Raw genomic sequence first — 17349 nt, forward strand, 5'->3', positions numbered from 1 at the left:
ATGGCTTCAGCCACCGCCCCCCTTTTTCATTCAGCGCGCTTCCTCGGCATAGAAGCGCTGCATGTCGAGGCGCATCTGGTGCAGCGCCTCGGGGTTGAGATAGACCATGTGCCCCGCCGGATAATAGCGGAACTGAAGGTTCTGCCGCAGGCCCGGCTCCAGCATCATGTGCTTGAGATCGCGCTCGGTCGAGAAGAACGGCGTCGCCATGTCGTAGTAGCCGTTGAGCGACAGCACGCGCAGATGCGGATTGGTACGCATCGCAGCGCCGAGGTCCGCCGTGACATCGGCCACGTTCTGCGAGCGGCCCGCCGGAGGACGGTGGCTCCAGTCCCAGTCGAAATCACCGCCCTCGCGCGCACTCAGGCGGTAGTCGAGATCGGTCTTGTAGCCGAGCTGCGTGGTGAGCTGGTCGAGGAAGCTGCCGACATAGAGCCCGCTGATCGCGGTATCCGAGGGATCGTATTCGGGGCTTTCGCCGGCCGCATCGGCATCGACGCCCTTGTAGCGACCGTCGAACCGTCCGACCGTCTCGCGCCCGCCGCGCAGCAGTTCCTTGCGGAAGCGGCCGAGATCGATACGCAGGTTCGCCTGCTTGACATAGTCCACCGAGAGTCCGGTGAAGCGGCTGAGCTTCTGCGCCACCGCGTCTTCCTCGGCAGGCGTGATGTCCTGCCCCTTCGCGAGCGCGGCGGCATATTCGCCGTTGGCGAACTGGCGGGCCTGTTCGACGAATTCATCGACGGTCGCGGGACGGTCGGCGACGCGGCCATGATACCAGGCGACCGCAGCATAGGTCGGCAGATAGCCGAGATGGATGGTATCGAAACCGGACTGGCGGATGCCGTAGTTCATGATCGAGGACAGCAGCACCACGCCGTTCAGCGCCATGCCGCGATCCTCAAGCTGGTAGGCCAGGGCGCCCGAGCGGGTCGTGCCGTAGCTTTCGCCGAAGATGTACTTGGGATCGCCCCAGCGCGCGTTCTTGGTGACATAGCGCATGATCGCCTTGGCGAAGGCATCGACGTCCTGATCGACGCCGTAGAAGTCCGCAGGCTTGGCATCGCCCAGCGGGCGGGAATACCCGGCGCCCACCGCGTCGAGGAACACCATGTCGGTGCTGCCGATCAGGCTGTCCGGGTTGGGGCCGACATCGTAGGGCGCCGGTCGTACCGCCTCGGGATTGCCGGTGCGGACGTGCTCGGGCGCAAAGCTGCCCATGCGCAGCCAGAGGCTCGCCGAGCCGGGACCGCCGTTATAGAAGAACGTCACCGGGCGGTGCTTCCCCGGCGCCGTATAGGCGGTGTAGAACAGGCTGGCGGTCGGCTTGCCCTGCGCGTCGCGGATCGTCAGCGTTCCGGCGGTGGCGGTATAGGCGATGGACTTGCCGTCCACCTTGGCCGTGCCCTTGCTGGTCTTCGTGACTTCCTCCACCGGCGCGCTCGCCCAGTTCGCGGCGACGGCCTCGGCCGTCTTTTCGGTATGCTGCCTGGCTGCGTCGGGCGCATCGCCCTTCTGCGCGAAGGCAGGCTGGGACAGGACGAGCAGGGAAGCAAAAGCAAGAGAAGCAGGAAGCCGCATTGAATTTCCTCTGGTTTTGGTGCGAACCGGAGGGTTTCTTATCGGATTATGACAGCCCTACAAGGTGTCCGATCGAAGCGCGCCCGAAGCCGCAGGGAACCGGACGCTGCACCGTGGTTTGTTTCCTTCACTTAACGCGAAAGGAAAAACCATGCGTTCGGGTCTACTTTGGCTGATCGGCGTTCCGATTCCCATCATCCTGCTGCTGGCTTACTGCACCGGCCACTTCTGAGCAGGCGACAGCAAATCTGTCTGTGCCTGGGGAAGCGATTGGTGATAGACGCAAGGGCATGTCGTCGCCCCCGCCTCTCTCCCTCGATCTGCGCAGCTACGGACCTGACAGCACGTCGGACAGCCACGGCTTCGCGCAGATTGTCCTGCCTCTTGAGGGCGCGCTGACGATGGAAATCGGCGGGCGGGGAAGCGTGATCGGGCGCGGTGAACTGGCTTTCGTTGAAACCGACATGCGGCACGATCAGGTCAGCGTGCGCGCCAATCGCTCCTTCATTCTCGATCTCGATCCGGCAAACCTCTCCCCCCGCCTGCGCGAGGAACTCGGCCGACGTCCTTACGGTGCGCTATCGCCGGCCGCCAACAAGCTGGTCGACTTCATGGCGCTGATGGTAACGCAGCAGGGCGCTTCCGGAGAAGCCGCGCAGGCCGTGGTCGACCGCTGGGCACCGCTGCTGTTCGATACGCTCGCGAATGGACCGCCCAAGGCACGCCTGCGCCTCGCCGCCCTGCTCGACAGGCTTGAGGCCGCACCAGGTCATGACTGGACGGCCGCCGCCATGGCCCGACATGCAGGCGTCGGCGTCAGCCGCCTGCATGCGCTGTTCCGCGAGGAACTGGACACCACGCCGCGCGCCTGGCTGTCCGAACTACGCCTCAAGCGCGTCCGCGAAGCGCTGGTATCGGGGCACCTCTCCATCGCCGAACTGGCGTATCGCTTCGGCTATTCCGACCAGAGCGCCTTGACGCGCGCCCTGCGCAGGGCCACGGGCTTGCCCCCAGCGGCCTATCGCCGTCAGATGCAGGAAGCCGCCGGGGGCGAACCGGAACCGGAGCCTGTGTCAAAAACGGCGTAGACGCGGTCAAGACCCCGGCGGAATTCCGGTGCACTGCGGCGTCTTTGTGGACGGAGCTTGCAGTGTCGGATGCGCGCAATACGATTGTCGGCGTAGGTTTCGGAGCCGCCGCGGGTGCGGTTTGGGGACTCGTCTTCCTCGCTCCCGAACTCGCGGGCGATTTCGGTCCGCTCCATCTCGCTGCGGGACGTTATCTCGCTTACGGCCTGATCGCCGCCGTCCTTTTGATGCCTCGCTGGCGGACGCTGATCCGCCATGTCGGGCGCACCGAATGGATCGCCCTGGCCTGGCTGAGCCTGCTGGGCAACACGCTCTACTACATCCTGCTGTCCAGCGCGGTGCAATTGGCGGGCGTCACCGTGACCTCGCTCGTGATCGGCTTCATCCCGGTCTTGGTGACCGCCGTCGGCAGCCGCGATGCGAGTGCGCCGTCGCTGGCCCGACTTGCGCCCTCGCTTCTGCTCGGCTTCGGCGCCGTGACCTGTATCGGCTGGCAGACACTCGGCAACGTGCGTGCGCAAGCGGGGATCATGCCGCTGATCGGCCTGCTCTGCGCTGTAGGTGCACTGATCTCCTGGGCCGCTTTCGCGATCATCAACAGCCGCTGGCTGGTTCGCCTGCGCGACGTTTCCGCGCACGAATGGAGCCTGCTGCTGGGCATCGTCACCGGATTTCAGGCGGTGCTGCTGGTTCCTTTCGCACTGCTGCTCGAACCCGCAGGGCATGATGCCGCTGCCTGGTATCGCTTCCTTGCAGTCTCGGGAGCGGTCGCCCTCTTTGCCTCGGTCGTCGGCAATGCCTTCTGGAACACCATGAGCCGTTTGCTGCCGCTCACCATGGTCGGCCAGATGATCCTGTTCGAGACCGCCTTCGCCCTGCTCTACGGCTTCCTCTGGGAAGCGCGGCTGCCGACAGTCCCCGAACTGCTGGCGATCGCCTGCATGGGCGCCAGTGTCGTCACCTGCCTGACCGCGCATAGCCCGAAACGCGCCGCATCTGCCTGATCGCTCACAAGTTTCCGACCGCGATCGATATCCGCTTCGAAGCCCCGAAGAACCGGGAAGAACGCCGCCGACGACGATGAAAATCAGTAAAGTTCACTGTTGAACACAAACTCGACCCATCGCCGCAGAGCCACGGCTCAGCCATAAGCTCCCCCTTTTCAAGCAAAACATGTCTATGGGGCGCCCTCCCCCGCTTGATGCCTCATGCGGCATCGCATCCATCCACGGCCGTTCGACGGCCGCGCCTCCCGCTCGGCGATAGTGGTGCCTTCCTGTGCGCCTGCCCGGGCGTGCACGGAGATAGACATGCACAATCCCGTTGCGCAACACGCGCAATTCGGCTGGTTCAAATCCCGCCGGGAACTGGCCATCGACGACATTACAGTAGTCGATCGCTCTCAACTGAACCGCGCAGTCGGTGCAGCGGCACTCGGCAACGCGATGGAATGGTTCGACTTCGGCGTATACGGCTATATTGCCGTAACCCTGGGGCATGTCTTCTTCCCGTCGGGTAATCCGACAGTACAGCTCATCGCCACACTGGCGACTTTCGCGGCGGCCTTCGTCGTGCGCCCGCTCGGCGGACTGGTATTCGGCCCGCTGGGAGACCGCTACGGACGGCACAAGATCCTGGCACTGACGATGGTGATGATGGCCGTCGGCACTTTCGCCATCGGCCTCATTCCCTCCTACGAGCGCATCGGCATGGCCGCACCGCTGTTGCTGCTGGTTGCCCGCCTGGTCCAGGGCTTCTCGACCGGCGGCGAATACGGCGGCGCCGCCACGTTCATCGCCGAATACTCGACCGACCAGAAGCGCGGAATCATGGGCAGCTGGCTCGAATTCGGCACGCTCGGCGGCTACATCGCCGGTGCGGGAACCGTTACCGCCCTGCAAATGTGGCTCAGCGATGCAGACATGCTGGCCTGGGGCTGGCGCGTACCGTTCCTGATTGCCGGTCCGCTGGGACTGCTGGGCCTCTACATGCGCCTCAAGCTGGAGGAAACGCCCGCGTTCCAGGCCTACAACGAACAGGTGGACGAGCGTGAAGCGGATCGTCCCAGCCTGTCCGACCTGTTCCGCCTGCATTGGCCGCAGTTGTTGAAGTGCATGGGACTGGTGCTCGTCTTCAACGTGACCGACTATATGCTGCTCACCTACATGCCCAACTACCTGACGGTGACGATGGGTTATGCCGAGAGCAAGGGTCTGCTGCTGATCATCCTGGTCATGCTGGTGATGATGCCGCTCAACATCGTCGGCGGCCTGTTCAGCGACCGTCTGGGCCGCCGGCCGATGATTATCGGCGCCTGCGTCGCACTGATGGTCCTGGCAATTCCGAGCATGATGCTGATCGGCTCCGGCAACGATGGGCTCATCTTCCTCGGCCTGATGACGCTGGGCATGGCGCTCGTGTGCTTCACCAGCTCGATGCCCTCCACGCTGCCCGCGCTGTTCTATACGCCGGTGCGCTACAGCGCCCTGTCGATCGCCTTCAACGTCTCGGTATCGCTGTTCGGCGGCACCACCCCGCTGGTAACCGCATGGCTCGTCAGCCGCACCGGCGACCCGCTGGTCCCCGCCTATTACCTGATGGGCGCGGCCGCGATCGGCATCCTGACGATGCTGACCGTGCGCGAGACCGCCGGCCTGCCCCTGCGCGGCTCGCCCCCGGCCGTCGAAAGCAAGGCCGAGGCCATCGCCCTGCTCCGCAGCGACCAGGACATCACGGTCGACGATGCCATCCCGGCCATGGCTCCCGTCCAGACCGAGAGTCCTGCCGAAGTCTCGCAGCCGCGCATGGCGCTCACCTGAGCGCCGCCCTATCCGGCCGGTTGTCCCAAGCGGCAACCGGCCGGTCGCTTTTGCGCCGCAGTGCAACAAAAAGGTCTCTAGCGGCGTTCCGGGGGCGTCGCTTATTTCACGGACCGTGTTCTCGCTCTCATGACCATTCATCGCCGCGCCGTTCTGTCCGGCATCCTGGGAGGGGCCGCCGCCTTCGGCCTGCCGCGCATCACTTTCGCCGCCAGTGAAGTCCAGCGCGTGGACGACCTGATCGCCCGCATGACGATCGAGGAAAAGGCCGGGCAGATGACCTGCCTCGCCGATGCCTTCCGCCCCTTCAACCCGCCCAATCCGCAAGCCGGGATCCAGGACGAGAAGCGCCTTTCCGAGGAAATCCGCAAGGGCCGCGTCGGCTGCCTGTTCAACGGCATCGGCGTAGCCGGCGCGCGGCGCGCGCAGGAACTGGCGGTCCGGGAAAGCCGCCTCGGTATTCCGCTGCTCTTCGCAGGCGATGTGATCCACGGGCTCAAGACGATCTTTCCGGTGCCGCTGGCGGAAGCCAGTTCCTTCGACCCCGAACTCGCCCGAAGCACCGCCCGCGCCATGGCGGTGGAAGCGACCGCCGCCGGTCTTCACCTCACCTTTGCGCCGATGGCCGATGTCGCCCGCGACCAGCGCTGGGGCCGTGTGGTCGAAGGCTCCGGAGAGGACGTGACGCTCACGGCGCTGCTCTCGGCCGCCCGCGTGCGCGGTTTCCAGGGGCGGGACTTGCGCCGCTCGGACTCGCTGCTTGCCTGCCCCAAGCATTTCGCCGCCTATGGCGCGGTGGCGGGCGGGCTGGAATACGGCAGCGTCGATATCAGCGACGAGACCTTGCGCGAAACCCACCTGCCGCCTTTCGCCGCGTCCTTCGCAGCCGGCGCCCTGACGACGATGGCCGCCTTCAGCGAGATCAACGGCGTGCCCGCCACCGCCGACCGCGCCCTGCTCACCGACACCCTGCGCGGCGAGATGGAATTCCGGGGCTTCGTGTTTTCCGACTACACCGCCGACGAGGAACTGATCGCCCACGGCTATGCCGAGGACGAACGCGACGCCGCCCGCCTCGCCGTGCTGGCCGGGGTCGATATGTCGATGCAGAGCGGGCTTTACATCCGCTACCTGCCGGAACTGGTGAAATCCGGTGCCGTCCCGCTGGGTACGGTCGATGTCGCGGTCCGGCGCATCCTCTACGTCAAGCTCGCCATGGGCCTGTTCGACAACCCCTGGCGCTCGCTGGACGAGGAAACCGAACGCACCCGCATCGCCACGCCCGCCCATCGGGCACTGGCGCGCGAAGCCGCGGGCCGCTCCATCGTGCTGCTGAAGAACAGCGGCGTGCTTCCGGTCGATCCCTCGCAAGGGCAGAAGATCGCATTGATCGGCCCCTTCGGCGAAGACCGGGAGAACGTCTACGGCCCCTGGGCCTTCTACGGCGATCCCGGCAAGGGCGTGGACCTTGCAAGCGGCCTGCGTGCCGCCCTGCCCGATGCCACGAAGCTGGCCGTCGAACCCGGATGCGACATCGACGGCCCGATCGACGGCGGCATTGCCAGGGCGGTCGAAGCCGCCAAATCGTCTGACATCGTGCTGCTGGCGATCGGGGAATCCCAGACCATGTCCGGCGAAGCGCAATCGCGCACGACGATCGAGATCCCCGCCGCTCAGCAGGCCCTCGCGGACGCCGTTGCGGCAACCGGAAAGCCCGTCGTCGTACTCCTGCGCCATGGCCGCGCACTCGCTCTGCACGGCGGTGTCGCTGACGCGCAGGCAATCCTCGCGACCTGGTTCCTCGGATCGGAAAGCGGCCATGCCGTGGCCGATGTGCTGTTCGGCAAGGTCAATCCATCGGGGAAGCTGCCCGTCAGCTTCCCCTGGGAATCGGGCCAGGAACCGTTCTTCTACGATCGCAAGTCCACCGGCCGCCCGGTCATCGACAACCGTACCGAGTATCGCGCCCGCTACACCACGACCGACAACAGCGCCCGCTTCCCGTTCGGCCATGGACTGAGCTACACCGAATTCGTGCTCGACAATCTCAAGCTGTCGGACAGCGTCATGCGCTGGGACGAGACGGTGGACGTCTCGGTCAGGATCACCAACAAGGGCAGTCGCGGCGGCAGCGAAGTTGCACAACTCTACATCCGCGACCGCGTGGCCAGTCGTACCCGGCCCATCCGCGAGTTTAAGGCCATGCAGCGCGTGACCCTGTCTCCGGGAGAAAGCAAGACGATCCGGTTCCCCCTCGCCCGCAAGGATCTGGAGTTCATCGGTCAGGGCAGCAAACGGATCGCGGAACCCGGCATGTTCGACATATGGGTGGGGCAGTCCTCGTCCGGAGGACTGCACACGCAGATCGAACTCTACGCTGCTGCACTGCCGCAAAACTGATCCTGCACTGCCGCAAAGAAAGTCGGTGAGGGTGCAATTTGAGGATGTTCTCGATTTTTCAGGGAACCTCCTTCCGATTTTCCCTTTACTTACGACTATATTGCCACGATGTAGTAAGGACACTCGACTTTGGAACGTCTGAAGGAAGATGCGATGCCCGATAGTGAACAGAACGACCTCGCCCGACTGACGGTCGATCTCCTCAGCGCCTACTTCACCAACAACAGCGTACCGAGCAGTGAACTGTCCGGCCTGATCGAACAGACCCGATTGGCGCTTGCAGGCGAAGCGGCATCGTCTTCGAGCAACGAAGCGGTTCACACGCCCGCGGTCTCGGTCGAGGAAAGCGTCGCTTCGCGCGACCATATTCTCAGCCTGATCGACGGCAAGCCCTACAAGAGCCTGAAGCGCCATCTGGCCAACAACGGCCTGACCCCGGCGGAGTATCGCACCCGCTACGGCCTGCCGGGCGACTACCCGATGGTCGCTCCCACCTATTCCGAACACCGCCGCGCCGTGGCGCAGCGGATGGGACTTGGCGGCCGCCCGAACAAGGCCAAGGAACCCGTCGCGAAATCGGGGACGGAAAAGTTCGCCCAGACCAAGGAAGCGGCCCCCAAGGCAAAGCCCGCTCCCGAAAAGAAGGAGGCCGTGAAGACGGCCGCCACGGCGAAGCCGCGCAAGCGGTTTGCTCGCGATCCCAAGGTCGCTGAACAGGCCGCAGCCAATTCGTCGGGCGACGCGGTAGTCAAGGCTCCTGACGCGACCGCTCCCGCGACGGCACCCAAGACCGTGCCGGCAGCGGCCGCCAAAGCAAAGCCGAAGACCGCAAGCAAGAACAAGAAGGCGCCAGCCACCGCAAAGAGTGCAAGCCCTTCGCCATCCGCAGCGGCGCCGGCAACCACCTCCAGCGACGCGGCGCCCACGCCTGCAACCGCAAAGAAGCCCAAGGCCGCCAGGAAGCCTTCGTCCACGGCAGGTGCCAAGACCCCCGGCGCAAGCGCGCGCCGTGCACCTTCCAAGCGCGAAACGACCGGCACTTCCGAATAATTGCAACGTATCCGGCATGGCGGCCAGATCCGCCATGCCGGACGTTTCTCAATTTCACTTCAGAACTTCACGCCTAACCGCGCGTAATAGAAACCGCCACTCAGGCCGAACGGTGCAAAATTACCGTAGAGACCGGAGCCGTCAGCGGCGATGGCACCGTTCCTTTCGGGATAGACATCGAAGAGGTTGTTCGCCCCCACGGCGATGTCCAGGGCCTCGCTAAGTTGATAGCCGATTTCGGCATCGGTCACCCACTTCGCACCGAATGTACGGTCGGAAGCCGCTAGGTTGCTCGACTCCGTATACTTCCCATAGCGCGTCACGCGTACAAGCGCGCGGAGTTTGTCCAGCGACCAGTTGTTGGACAGTACGACCTTGCTGCGCGGCAATGCAGCCACCAGATCGCGTTGGGCCTGACGACCGAACAAGGTGACGTTGAGATTGCTCAGCTCATCCGGGTTATCGATCACATGAAGAATCTTGGTGCGGTTGTAACTGTAGGCCGCATTGAGGCGGAATGTACCCAGCGAGGCCGTATCGAGCGTATACTCGCCGACCACGTCCACGCCCCGCGTGCGGGTGTCGATCGCATTGGTGAAGAACTGGGCGCTATCCACGTCGTCGATACCGTTGGCAACGAGGATATCCTTGATCGCCGCACCGCCGTTGGAGGCCGTGCCGAGAAATTCGGTCTTCACGATACGGTCGTCGATGCGGATCTGATAGGCGTCGATCGTCAGGCGGAAAGGACCAGTCTCGTAAGTCACGCCCGCCGTGAAATTGAGCGACTTCTCCGGCTTCAGCGGCTTCGCACCCAAGGCAATGGCCGCTTCGCTGTTGACCGGCAGGAATTTCGAGACCGTCGAGACGCGCTCGTCACCGATCACGGTTACGGTGTTCTGGGTGGTCGAAAATGCCGTCTGCGCCAGCGAGGGTGCGCGGAACCCGGTGTTGACGCCTCCGCGCAATGCAAGACCCTTGGTCAATTCCACGCGGGTCGAAGCCTTGGCGCTGAAGGTATTTCCCGCACTGTCCGAATAATGCTCGAAACGACCGGCAAGGCCAAGAAACCAACCCGGCGTGAGGTCGGTCGAAAGATCGACATAGGCCGCCACGTTGTTGCGGCTTATGCTGGATGCGTCGGCGGGCGAAGTCCCGGTAAACGAGACAAGTCCCGGCGAAGGCGAACGGCCGCCGTAAAGCTGGCCGAAAGGCGTACCGTCTGCCGGGATCACGTAGCCGCCGTCGCGGTAGGAGTCCGGTTCTCCCGCGATGTTCCGGAAACGCTCCCAGCGATGTTCCACGCCGAGCGACAGACTGACCGGCCGGGCAAGGCCGATATCCACGTCGCGGCTGAGATCGAGGTTGTTGACCCAGAGGTCCTGCTTCTGCCGCCCCATGAAGAAGCTGCTCTTGCTATCCGGCCCCAGCGAGGGATTGAGCGTGTTCTCTGCTCCGAGCTTGACGTTATCGCGCCCGAAGCTGGTGGAGAGATCGAGCGACCATCCGGCAAACTCACTGCGAAGGCCGAGCGCGGCCTGCCAGTCCCACTCCCAGATCCGGCGATAGGCCTGGAAGCCTGCGGGATAGAGCTGCGGCAGCACCGAAGCGCCGGAGGTATTGGCCAGCCCGCCGTAGCCCGTCGCCGAGGCGAAGTAAGCCCCGCGCGCATCGTTGATGTTGCGGTAGCTCAAGGTCGAGAACGAATAGAGCGTGGTATCGTCGCCCACCGGCAATTCGGCGTTGTAGCTGGTATTGACGATCTTGTCGCGATTGGAGCGCCCGTAGCCGCCCGCGATCAGGTGGTTCGCATCCGCCTCGCGCGGATCGGGCTGACCGTTCACCAGCGGATAGACGTAGGGCACCGGCTCGGCTGTGGAATCGGCACGGTCGTGATACTTCGCTTCGATCGAAAAGCGCGCAAACCCGCCGTCGCCCAGCGGCGTGCCGTAAGATCCAGCGACCTGCGCCAACGCCCCGCCCTTCTCGTAGAGTTGCCCTCCCGTCACCGAGAATTCTCCGCCGCGCGGCGCGCTGTCGAGGATGATGTTGATGACGCCGGAGATCGCATCCGAGCCGTACTGCGCCGCCGCACCGTCGCGCAGCACTTCGATCCGGCCTACCGCGCTGGTGGGGATGAGATCGATGTCGACCGGGGTCGAGCCCCCGGAAATGCGAGAGAGATTGTTGATGAGCGAGGTCGTATGGCGGCGCTTGCCGTTGACGAGCACCAGTACGTAATCGCCGGAAAGCCCCCGGATCGAGATCGGCCGGACACTGGCCGAAGTGCCGCCGCCGCCCAGTGCGGGCATGCTCAGCGAGGGGATGATGTTGCCGAGGATTTCCTTCAGACCGGTGCGACCGGTGTTCTTCAGCTCCTGCGGGCTGATGACGTCGATCGGTACCGGACTGTCGGCAACCGAGCGCTGGATGCGCCCGCGCGCACCGGTAACGACGATCGCGGAACCTTCCGCATCTGCCGCTGCAGTTTCGGCGGTAGAGGAACCCTCCGCTGCCCAAGCAGGGCTCACCGCGAGGAAGGAAACACCGGCAAGAAAACTGGATACGACGAACTTTTTCACATTAGCCCCCGAAATCAGAAACACGAGAGCTTCGTGCCATCTCAACTGAATTAGTTGAAATTGAATTCCCTTATCACATACCAAGTTTTTCTTGATTCAGACATTCAATACAAATGCATCGCCAAGCGACCTTACCGATTTCACTTCGCCAAACTTGCGGAAGGTATCCAGAACCACCTGCTGATCGGTGACGACTTTATTATCAATCGCCACACGAAGACGTGTATTCTTCTCTGCCGTTGCGCGTGCGATATTCGGCGGCAGGCCGGTTTCCTTGGCCAGAACCGCGCCATAGTCATCGACATGGCCATTGGCCCATTCGAGCGCCTTGGCCTCGCGCCGCAGGAAATCGCTCAATTGTGCGCGCTTGCTCGCGATGGCGCTTTCCGGGGCCACTTCAAAACCGTAACCCTGTACGAAATCGCATCCATCCACGACGATCCGATCGCCCTCGGCCTGCGCCGCCGCGATATAGGGCATCCATGTAGACCAGGCATCCACTGCCCCGCTCTGGAGCGCCGCGCGGGAATCACTGGGAGACAGAAACACGATCTTCACGTCCTGCGGCCCGAGACCGGAGGCGATCATCGAGCGGAGCACGAGGTAATGGCCGACGCTGCCGCGCGTCGTGGCGATACGCTTGCCTTTCAGCCCCTTGCCGTCACGAACCGGCGACGTTGCCGGCACGAGGATGGACAGCGCGCCGTCCAGCCGCGCCTGCGTGCGCTGGGCACCCACGGCCTTGATCGGACTGCCCGCCTGATAGGCGAACTGAAACGGCGCATCGCCGACAAGCCCCAGATCGACCGCACTGCTGCCGAGCGCTTCCAGCAGGTTCTGCGCCGCCGGAAATTCCGACCACTCGACCTGGTACGGCGCACCATCCAGCGCACCGGATGCCAGCATCAGCGACTTGGTGCCGCCCTTCTGGCTGCCTACGCGCAGCACTTGCGCATTCGCACCGCCGCCCCGGCCGCAAGCGGCCAGGGCGACAGTCGTTGCCAGTCCAACCAGCAGGTTCCGTCTGTCCAGCATTGATCAGAGGTCCGTCCAGAGCGGTTCGTCGGCGATCAGGATACGATGGAGTTCGCGCGGGAAATCGCCGTAATTGCGCACCGCGAAATGCACGGTGGCGCGGTTGTCCCAGAACGCCACCGTCCCCGGTCGCCACGAGAAGCGCGCCTGCAGATCGGGGCGCTTGTACTGGCGCAGCACTTCCTCCAGCAATTCGCGGCTTTCCGATAGTTCCAGCCCGAGAATTTGCGGCTGCTGCGAGAAATTGACCCAGAGAATCTTCTCGCCGGTCTCCCGGTGGGTGCGCACGATCCGGTGCGCGACGATCGGATAGTCGTGGCCGGAAAGTTCCAGCGCGGGCACGAAGTTATGGGTGACGTGCTTGCCTTCGAGCCGTCCCTTCAGTTCGTCCGAAAGCGTCTCGTAAGCGAGATGGGCATCGACCCAGATCGTATCGCCGCCCACTTCGGGCAGGTTCACGTCGCGCAACACCGCCCCCCAGGTCGGCACGAGGCGCCAGCTTGTATCGGTGTGATAGGCCTCTCCGGGACGCAGCTTGTAGCCCAGCTTCTTCTCGTATTCCCGGTCTTCCCGCGCGGCGATGGCGTGAACTTCCTTGTTCGCCGCGTCGTGGCGCGTGGTCGGATGGGTATAGAGCGGGCCGAAGTTCGCAGCGAAAGCCGCCTGTTGGGCGTCGTCGATCGACTGGTCGCGGAAGAACAGGACCTTCCATTTGAGCAGGGCGGCGCGGACCGCCTGACGCAGTTCGTCGGTAAGCGGCTTCGAAAGGTCGATGCCCTCGACTTCGGCACCGATGGTCGGCTGGACCGGGCGGATGACGAGACCGGCATTCGAAACGTCGAAAGTTGAAGCGGTACTGGCCATGACTTTCTCCTTTTTGCAGCCCTGCACATGCAGGTTCGGGGGGGCTTCGCGGGGCAGATCGGTCTGCTCCCGCGTGGGTCAGGCTATGGCGAGAGCTAAGCCCGAACCAACGCGGATGGCTGATAGGAAGGTGAGTATTTCCAATGCTCGTTCGGCTATCTCAGCTGGCCAGCGCAACTTTGTTCGTACCCTCGCGGGCGGCCACCTTGGCGCGCACCAGCGGGATCAGATCGCGGCCATAGTCGATGGCGTCGGCCAGCGGCTCGAAGCCGCGGATCAGGAAGTGATCGATACCGATGTCGTAATATTCGAGCAGGGCATCGGCGACCTGTTCAGGCGTGCCGACAAGTCCGGTGCTGTTGCCCGCCGCCCCGGTAAGCGCCGCCACGCCGGTCCAGAGACGGGCATCGCGGCGCTGGGTCTGCGCGGTTTCCAGCAGACGCAGCGATCCGGCGTTGGGCGGGCGATGACCGCTCGTCGGCAGGCCTGCGGCCTCACGCTGGGCGCGCACCTTTTCGGTGATCTCGTCCGCCTTCTTCCACGCCGCTTCCTCGGTATCGGCGATGACCGGGCGCAAGGAGAGCGAGAAGCCGGGATTGCGCCCATGTTGCGCGGCGGCGTGGCGCACCGAGCGCACGGCCTCTCCCACTTGCTCCAGCGTCTCTCCCCAAAGCGCATAGACATCGGCATGACGGCCCGCGACCTCGATCGCCTCGGGCGAGGAGCCGCCGAAGAAGACCGGCAGGTTGTCCGGCTTCACCGCGCTGAAGCCCCCGCGCACTTCGTAGAAGCGACCGGAGTGATCGAAGGGACGGCTTTCGTTCCATTCGCGCTTGAGCACGTCCAGATATTCGTCACTTCGCAGATAGCGTTCGGCCTTGAGGGTATGGATGTCGCCGTCGCGCGCCATTTCCTCGTCGGCGCCGCCGGTGATGATGTGCACCGCAACGCGTCCGCCGGAAAGCTGGTCCAGCGTGGCCAACTGGCGCGCGGCAAGCGTAGGTTGGGTAAAGCCGGGGCGGTGCGCGACAAGGAAGCCCAGCCGCGTGGTGATCGCGGCGGCATGGGCGGCGACGATCTGGCTTTCCGGCGAACTGGAGCCGAACGGAATGAGCACCCGGTCGAACCCGCCTTCTTCCTGCGCGCGGGCGGCGGCGTCTACATAATCGCGGTCGAGCACGCGCGAACGCGGACCTGCGTGGATTTCGGATGTGTCGTTGAAGCCGATATAGCCGATGAACTTGACGGACATGATGCAGTTCTTCCTTGATGAAGTAAGGATCAGATGACGAAGAAGCCGTGGGTGCCGTCGCGCTCCAATTGGGCGACGAGACCATATTCCCAGTCGAGGTAGGCCTGCATGGCGGCCTCGCGGTTGTCGGTGCCCTCGTAGGGGCGCTTGTAGCGGCCGTGAGGACCGCGCGGGGGCGGTGCGCCGTCCTCACCGGTCTCAAGCGGGCCGTCGAACGCGTCCGCCAGCACCAGAACGTCCCAACCGAGCTGGGCGAGCCAGGAAGCGGTCATGTCGGCCCGCGAGCCGAGATCGTCGGCCAGCACGATGCGGGCGCCGCGCACGGGGGCGAAATGGTCGGTTTCCTGCACAAGCTGACCGCCCGGCGCATTGCGGAAGCCCGCCGGGTGCCCGGCCGCGAAATCGGCGGGCTGGCGCACGTCGAAGCGGTAGAGCGTGCGGTCGCTCTCGGCGAGCAGCACCTTGAGGTCGGCACTGTCGATCCGGCGGACGCCGGCGCGATAGGCCACGTCGCGCGCCCGTTCACGGGCCAGGTCGAGTTCGCCGCCCTCGCCCTTGTCGACGCTCTCTTGCCGTCCGGTCTCCAGCGCCTGCCCGGCCAGGGTCCAGCCGATCGTGCCGTTCCGCAGGGCGAAAATCCTGTTGGGCAGCCCTGCATTGATGAGCGACTGGGTGCCGATGATGCTGCGGGTGCGGCCTGCGCAGTTGACGATGATCGTCGTGTCGGAATCGGGTGCGGCGACCGGCGCGCGCAACACCAGCTCCGCGCCCGGCACGCTGCGGCCGCCGGGGATGCTCATCGTCGCATATTCGTCGAACCGGCGGGCATCGAGAATGGCGATGTCGGCCTTTTCCTCGATCAGTGCGAGCACGTCGGTCGCGGGAAGCGAGGGGGTGTGACGGCGGTGCTCGACCAGTTCGCCGAAGGCCTTGGAGTAGCTGTTCACGTCCTCGAACAACTCGTATCCTGCGGCCTTCCAGCCGGAAAGACCGCCCTCTAGCACATCCACCTGCGTATAACCGAGCGCACGGAACTGATGCAGCGCCGGTTCGGCCAGGCCTTCACCGTTGTCGTAGACGATGATCGGCGTATCCTTGCGCGGAATCCGCCAGGGCACTTCGAGGGCGATGCGTTGCAATGGAATCTGCGCCGCGAACAGCGGATGACCCAGCGCGAATTGGGCTTCATCCCGCACGTCGATCAACGCGATTTCCTGCCGAGCCAGCAAACTGCTGCGGATTTGCGACGGCGTAACGCTCATGCCCGGATCACTCCATTCCAGAGGTTGGGCAAGACCTCGTTCGCATAGCCCGAGATGAAGGGACGCTCCTCGCCGTTATCTCGGTAGGTGGCCCGCTCGACCGCGCCGATGTTGGCGCCGTAAATGTGGATCGAAATCGAGGTACGGTCGGCAAAGGCATTGGCGACACGGTGGATGTCCCCCGTCTGGGGATCGATCGGATCGACATCGCCCGGCAGCAGTTCTACGCTCGCGCCCTGCTGCACGAGCGATCCGTCGCTGCGGCGGCGATAGCTCTGCACTTTCTCCGCCCCGCGCAGCACGCCGACGAGACCCCAGACACGGTGATCGTGGATCGGCGTCGCCTGTCCCGGTCCCCAGACGAAGGAGACGACACTGAAGCGCTCGGCGCTGTCACAGTGGAGCAGATATTGCTGGTAGCGTTCAGGGTGCGGCTGGGCGAATTCATCGGAAAGCCAGTCGTCCTGCGAGACGAGCCGGGCCAACAGATTGCCGCCGTGTTCGAGGATCGCGGGCTGTCCCGCGCCGCTGTCGAGGATCGCGGAAAATCCGGTCACGAAACGGCGCAACGGCGCGATATCGAGCTTAGGAACGACGAGCGAAACCGGCGCGGTCATGCCAGCCCTCCGGCGTGGAGGGCAATCACTTCGGCCGGAGACGGCCCGCCCGAGACCTGCCCGCCGAGCGCGCCCAGCAGGCGACTTCGCAAGGCACGCGCGACTTGGCCGCGCTCGCCGCGCGGCGCGTCGATGCGCTCCTGCAGGACGATGCGCCCCTGGTCGAGCAGGACCACGCGGTCGGCCAGGGCAATCGCCTCGTCCACATCGTGGGTGACCATCATCACCGCCGGGCGGTGGCGGGTCCAGAGCGAGAGCACCAGTTCGTGCATACGCAGGCGGGTCAGCGCATCGAGCGCGGCGAACGGCTCGTCCAACAGCAGCAGGCTCGGTTCGCGCACCAGTGCACGGGCGAGAGCGACGCGCTGTGCCTCGCCGCCGGACAAGGTGAGCGGCCAAGCATCGAGCCGATGGCCGAGGCCGACTTCGCGCAAGGCATCCTCGGCCCGCTGGCGCACGTCGCCCTGCCTGAGGCCAAGCGCGACATTGCGCCAGACCTTCTTCCACGGCAGCAGCCGCGCATCCTGGAACACCACGGCGCGGGAATCCGGGACGATCACGTCCTGTCCGGGCGTCGGATCGAGACCGGCGAGCGTGCGCAGAAGCGTGGTCTTGCCCGATCCCGAGCGTCCGAGCAGGGTGACGAACTCACCCGGTGCAATGTCGAGATCGAGGCCGGAGATGATCGTGTTGTCGCCGAAGCTGCGGGTGAAATCGCGCAGGCGGACGACGGGATCCGAGTGTGGGGCGGTCACGCGGGAAAAGCCGGTCGGGCGAGCGTCCATGGCGTTGTTCTCCG

At 64.6% G+C, this 17349-nt stretch carries 13 protein-coding genes; 5 read left to right on the forward strand and 8 right to left on the reverse strand.

What is annotated here, in order from left to right; genetic code table 11:
* Nucleotides 1–30: 30 nt before the first annotated feature.
* Nucleotides 31–1581, reverse strand: coding sequence for a S10 family peptidase (locus V7066_RS01000; protein ID WP_334181386.1), 1551 nt, complete (start codon nucleotides 1579–1581; stop codon nucleotides 31–33).
* Nucleotides 1582–1871: 290 nt separating this feature from the next.
* Here V7066_RS01000 and V7066_RS01005 point away from each other — a divergent pair, with 290 nt between their 5' ends.
* The 5 genes from V7066_RS01005 (at nucleotide 1872) to V7066_RS01025 (ending at nucleotide 8938) form a co-directional block, all read left to right on the forward strand.
* Nucleotides 1872–2669 carry an AraC family transcriptional regulator gene (locus V7066_RS01005; RefSeq protein WP_334181387.1) on the forward strand — a complete coding sequence of 266 codons (798 nt, stop codon included), beginning with the start codon at nucleotides 1872–1874 and terminating at the stop codon, nucleotides 2667–2669.
* A 62-nt stretch (nucleotides 2670–2731) separates the two neighbouring features.
* Complete coding sequence (locus V7066_RS01010) at nucleotides 2732–3673, forward strand: DMT family transporter (RefSeq protein ID WP_334181388.1); 942 nt, start codon at nucleotides 2732–2734, stop codon at nucleotides 3671–3673.
* A 306-nt stretch (nucleotides 3674–3979) separates the two neighbouring features.
* The gene (gene proP / locus V7066_RS01015; RefSeq protein ID WP_334181389.1) at nucleotides 3980–5488 is read left to right on the forward strand and encodes a glycine betaine/L-proline transporter ProP; all 1509 of its coding nucleotides are present in this window, start codon (nucleotides 3980–3982) and stop codon (nucleotides 5486–5488) included.
* 129 nt (nucleotides 5489–5617) lie between these two features.
* Nucleotides 5618–7888, forward strand: coding sequence for a glycoside hydrolase family 3 N-terminal domain-containing protein (locus V7066_RS01020; protein ID WP_334181390.1), 2271 nt, complete (start codon nucleotides 5618–5620; stop codon nucleotides 7886–7888).
* A gap of 153 nt (nucleotides 7889–8041) precedes the next feature.
* Entirely contained in the window at nucleotides 8042–8938 is an 897-nt protein-coding gene (locus V7066_RS01025) for a MucR family transcriptional regulator (protein WP_334181391.1), read from the forward strand.
* A gap of 59 nt (nucleotides 8939–8997) precedes the next feature.
* Here V7066_RS01025 and V7066_RS01030 read toward each other — a convergent pair whose 3' ends face one another.
* The 7 genes from V7066_RS01030 to V7066_RS01060 all read right to left on the reverse strand — a co-directional run bounded on the left by V7066_RS01030 (nucleotide 8998) and on the right by V7066_RS01060 (nucleotide 17335).
* Nucleotides 8998–11520 (reverse strand): TonB-dependent receptor plug domain-containing protein, encoded by a 2523-nt coding sequence (locus V7066_RS01030; protein WP_334181392.1) that lies wholly within the window; start codon nucleotides 11518–11520, stop codon nucleotides 8998–9000.
* A 96-nt stretch (nucleotides 11521–11616) separates the two neighbouring features.
* The gene (locus V7066_RS01035) at nucleotides 11617–12555 is read right to left on the reverse strand and encodes an ABC transporter substrate-binding protein (RefSeq protein WP_334181393.1); all 939 of its coding nucleotides are present in this window, start codon (nucleotides 12553–12555) and stop codon (nucleotides 11617–11619) included.
* A gap of 3 nt (nucleotides 12556–12558) precedes the next feature.
* On the reverse strand, nucleotides 12559–13419 hold the full coding sequence (locus V7066_RS01040) for a TauD/TfdA dioxygenase family protein (protein WP_334181394.1): 861 nt from the start codon (nucleotides 13417–13419) through the stop codon (nucleotides 12559–12561).
* Nucleotides 13420–13579: 160 nt separating this feature from the next.
* A complete protein-coding gene (locus V7066_RS01045; protein WP_334181395.1) occupies nucleotides 13580–14671 on the reverse strand; it encodes an LLM class flavin-dependent oxidoreductase in 1092 nt (363 codons plus the stop codon).
* A 29-nt stretch (nucleotides 14672–14700) separates the two neighbouring features.
* Nucleotides 14701–15933 (reverse strand): rhodanese-like domain-containing protein, encoded by a 1233-nt coding sequence (locus V7066_RS01050; protein WP_334181396.1) that lies wholly within the window; start codon nucleotides 15931–15933, stop codon nucleotides 14701–14703.
* The gene (locus V7066_RS01055; RefSeq protein WP_334181397.1) at nucleotides 15930–16550 is read right to left on the reverse strand and encodes a cysteine dioxygenase; all 621 of its coding nucleotides are present in this window, start codon (nucleotides 16548–16550) and stop codon (nucleotides 15930–15932) included. The genes V7066_RS01050 and V7066_RS01055 overlap by 4 nt, the downstream gene beginning before the upstream one ends.
* On the reverse strand, nucleotides 16547–17335 hold the full coding sequence (locus tag V7066_RS01060) for an ABC transporter ATP-binding protein (RefSeq protein ID WP_334181398.1): 789 nt from the start codon (nucleotides 17333–17335) through the stop codon (nucleotides 16547–16549). Before V7066_RS01060 ends, V7066_RS01055 begins: the two co-directional genes overlap by 4 nt.
* Nucleotides 17336–17349 lie beyond the last annotated feature (14 nt).

The sequence above is a fragment of the Novosphingobium sp. genome (assembly GCF_036820275.1).
In the GTDB taxonomy this organism is placed as follows: Bacteria; Pseudomonadota; Alphaproteobacteria; order Sphingomonadales; family Sphingomonadaceae; genus Novosphingobium.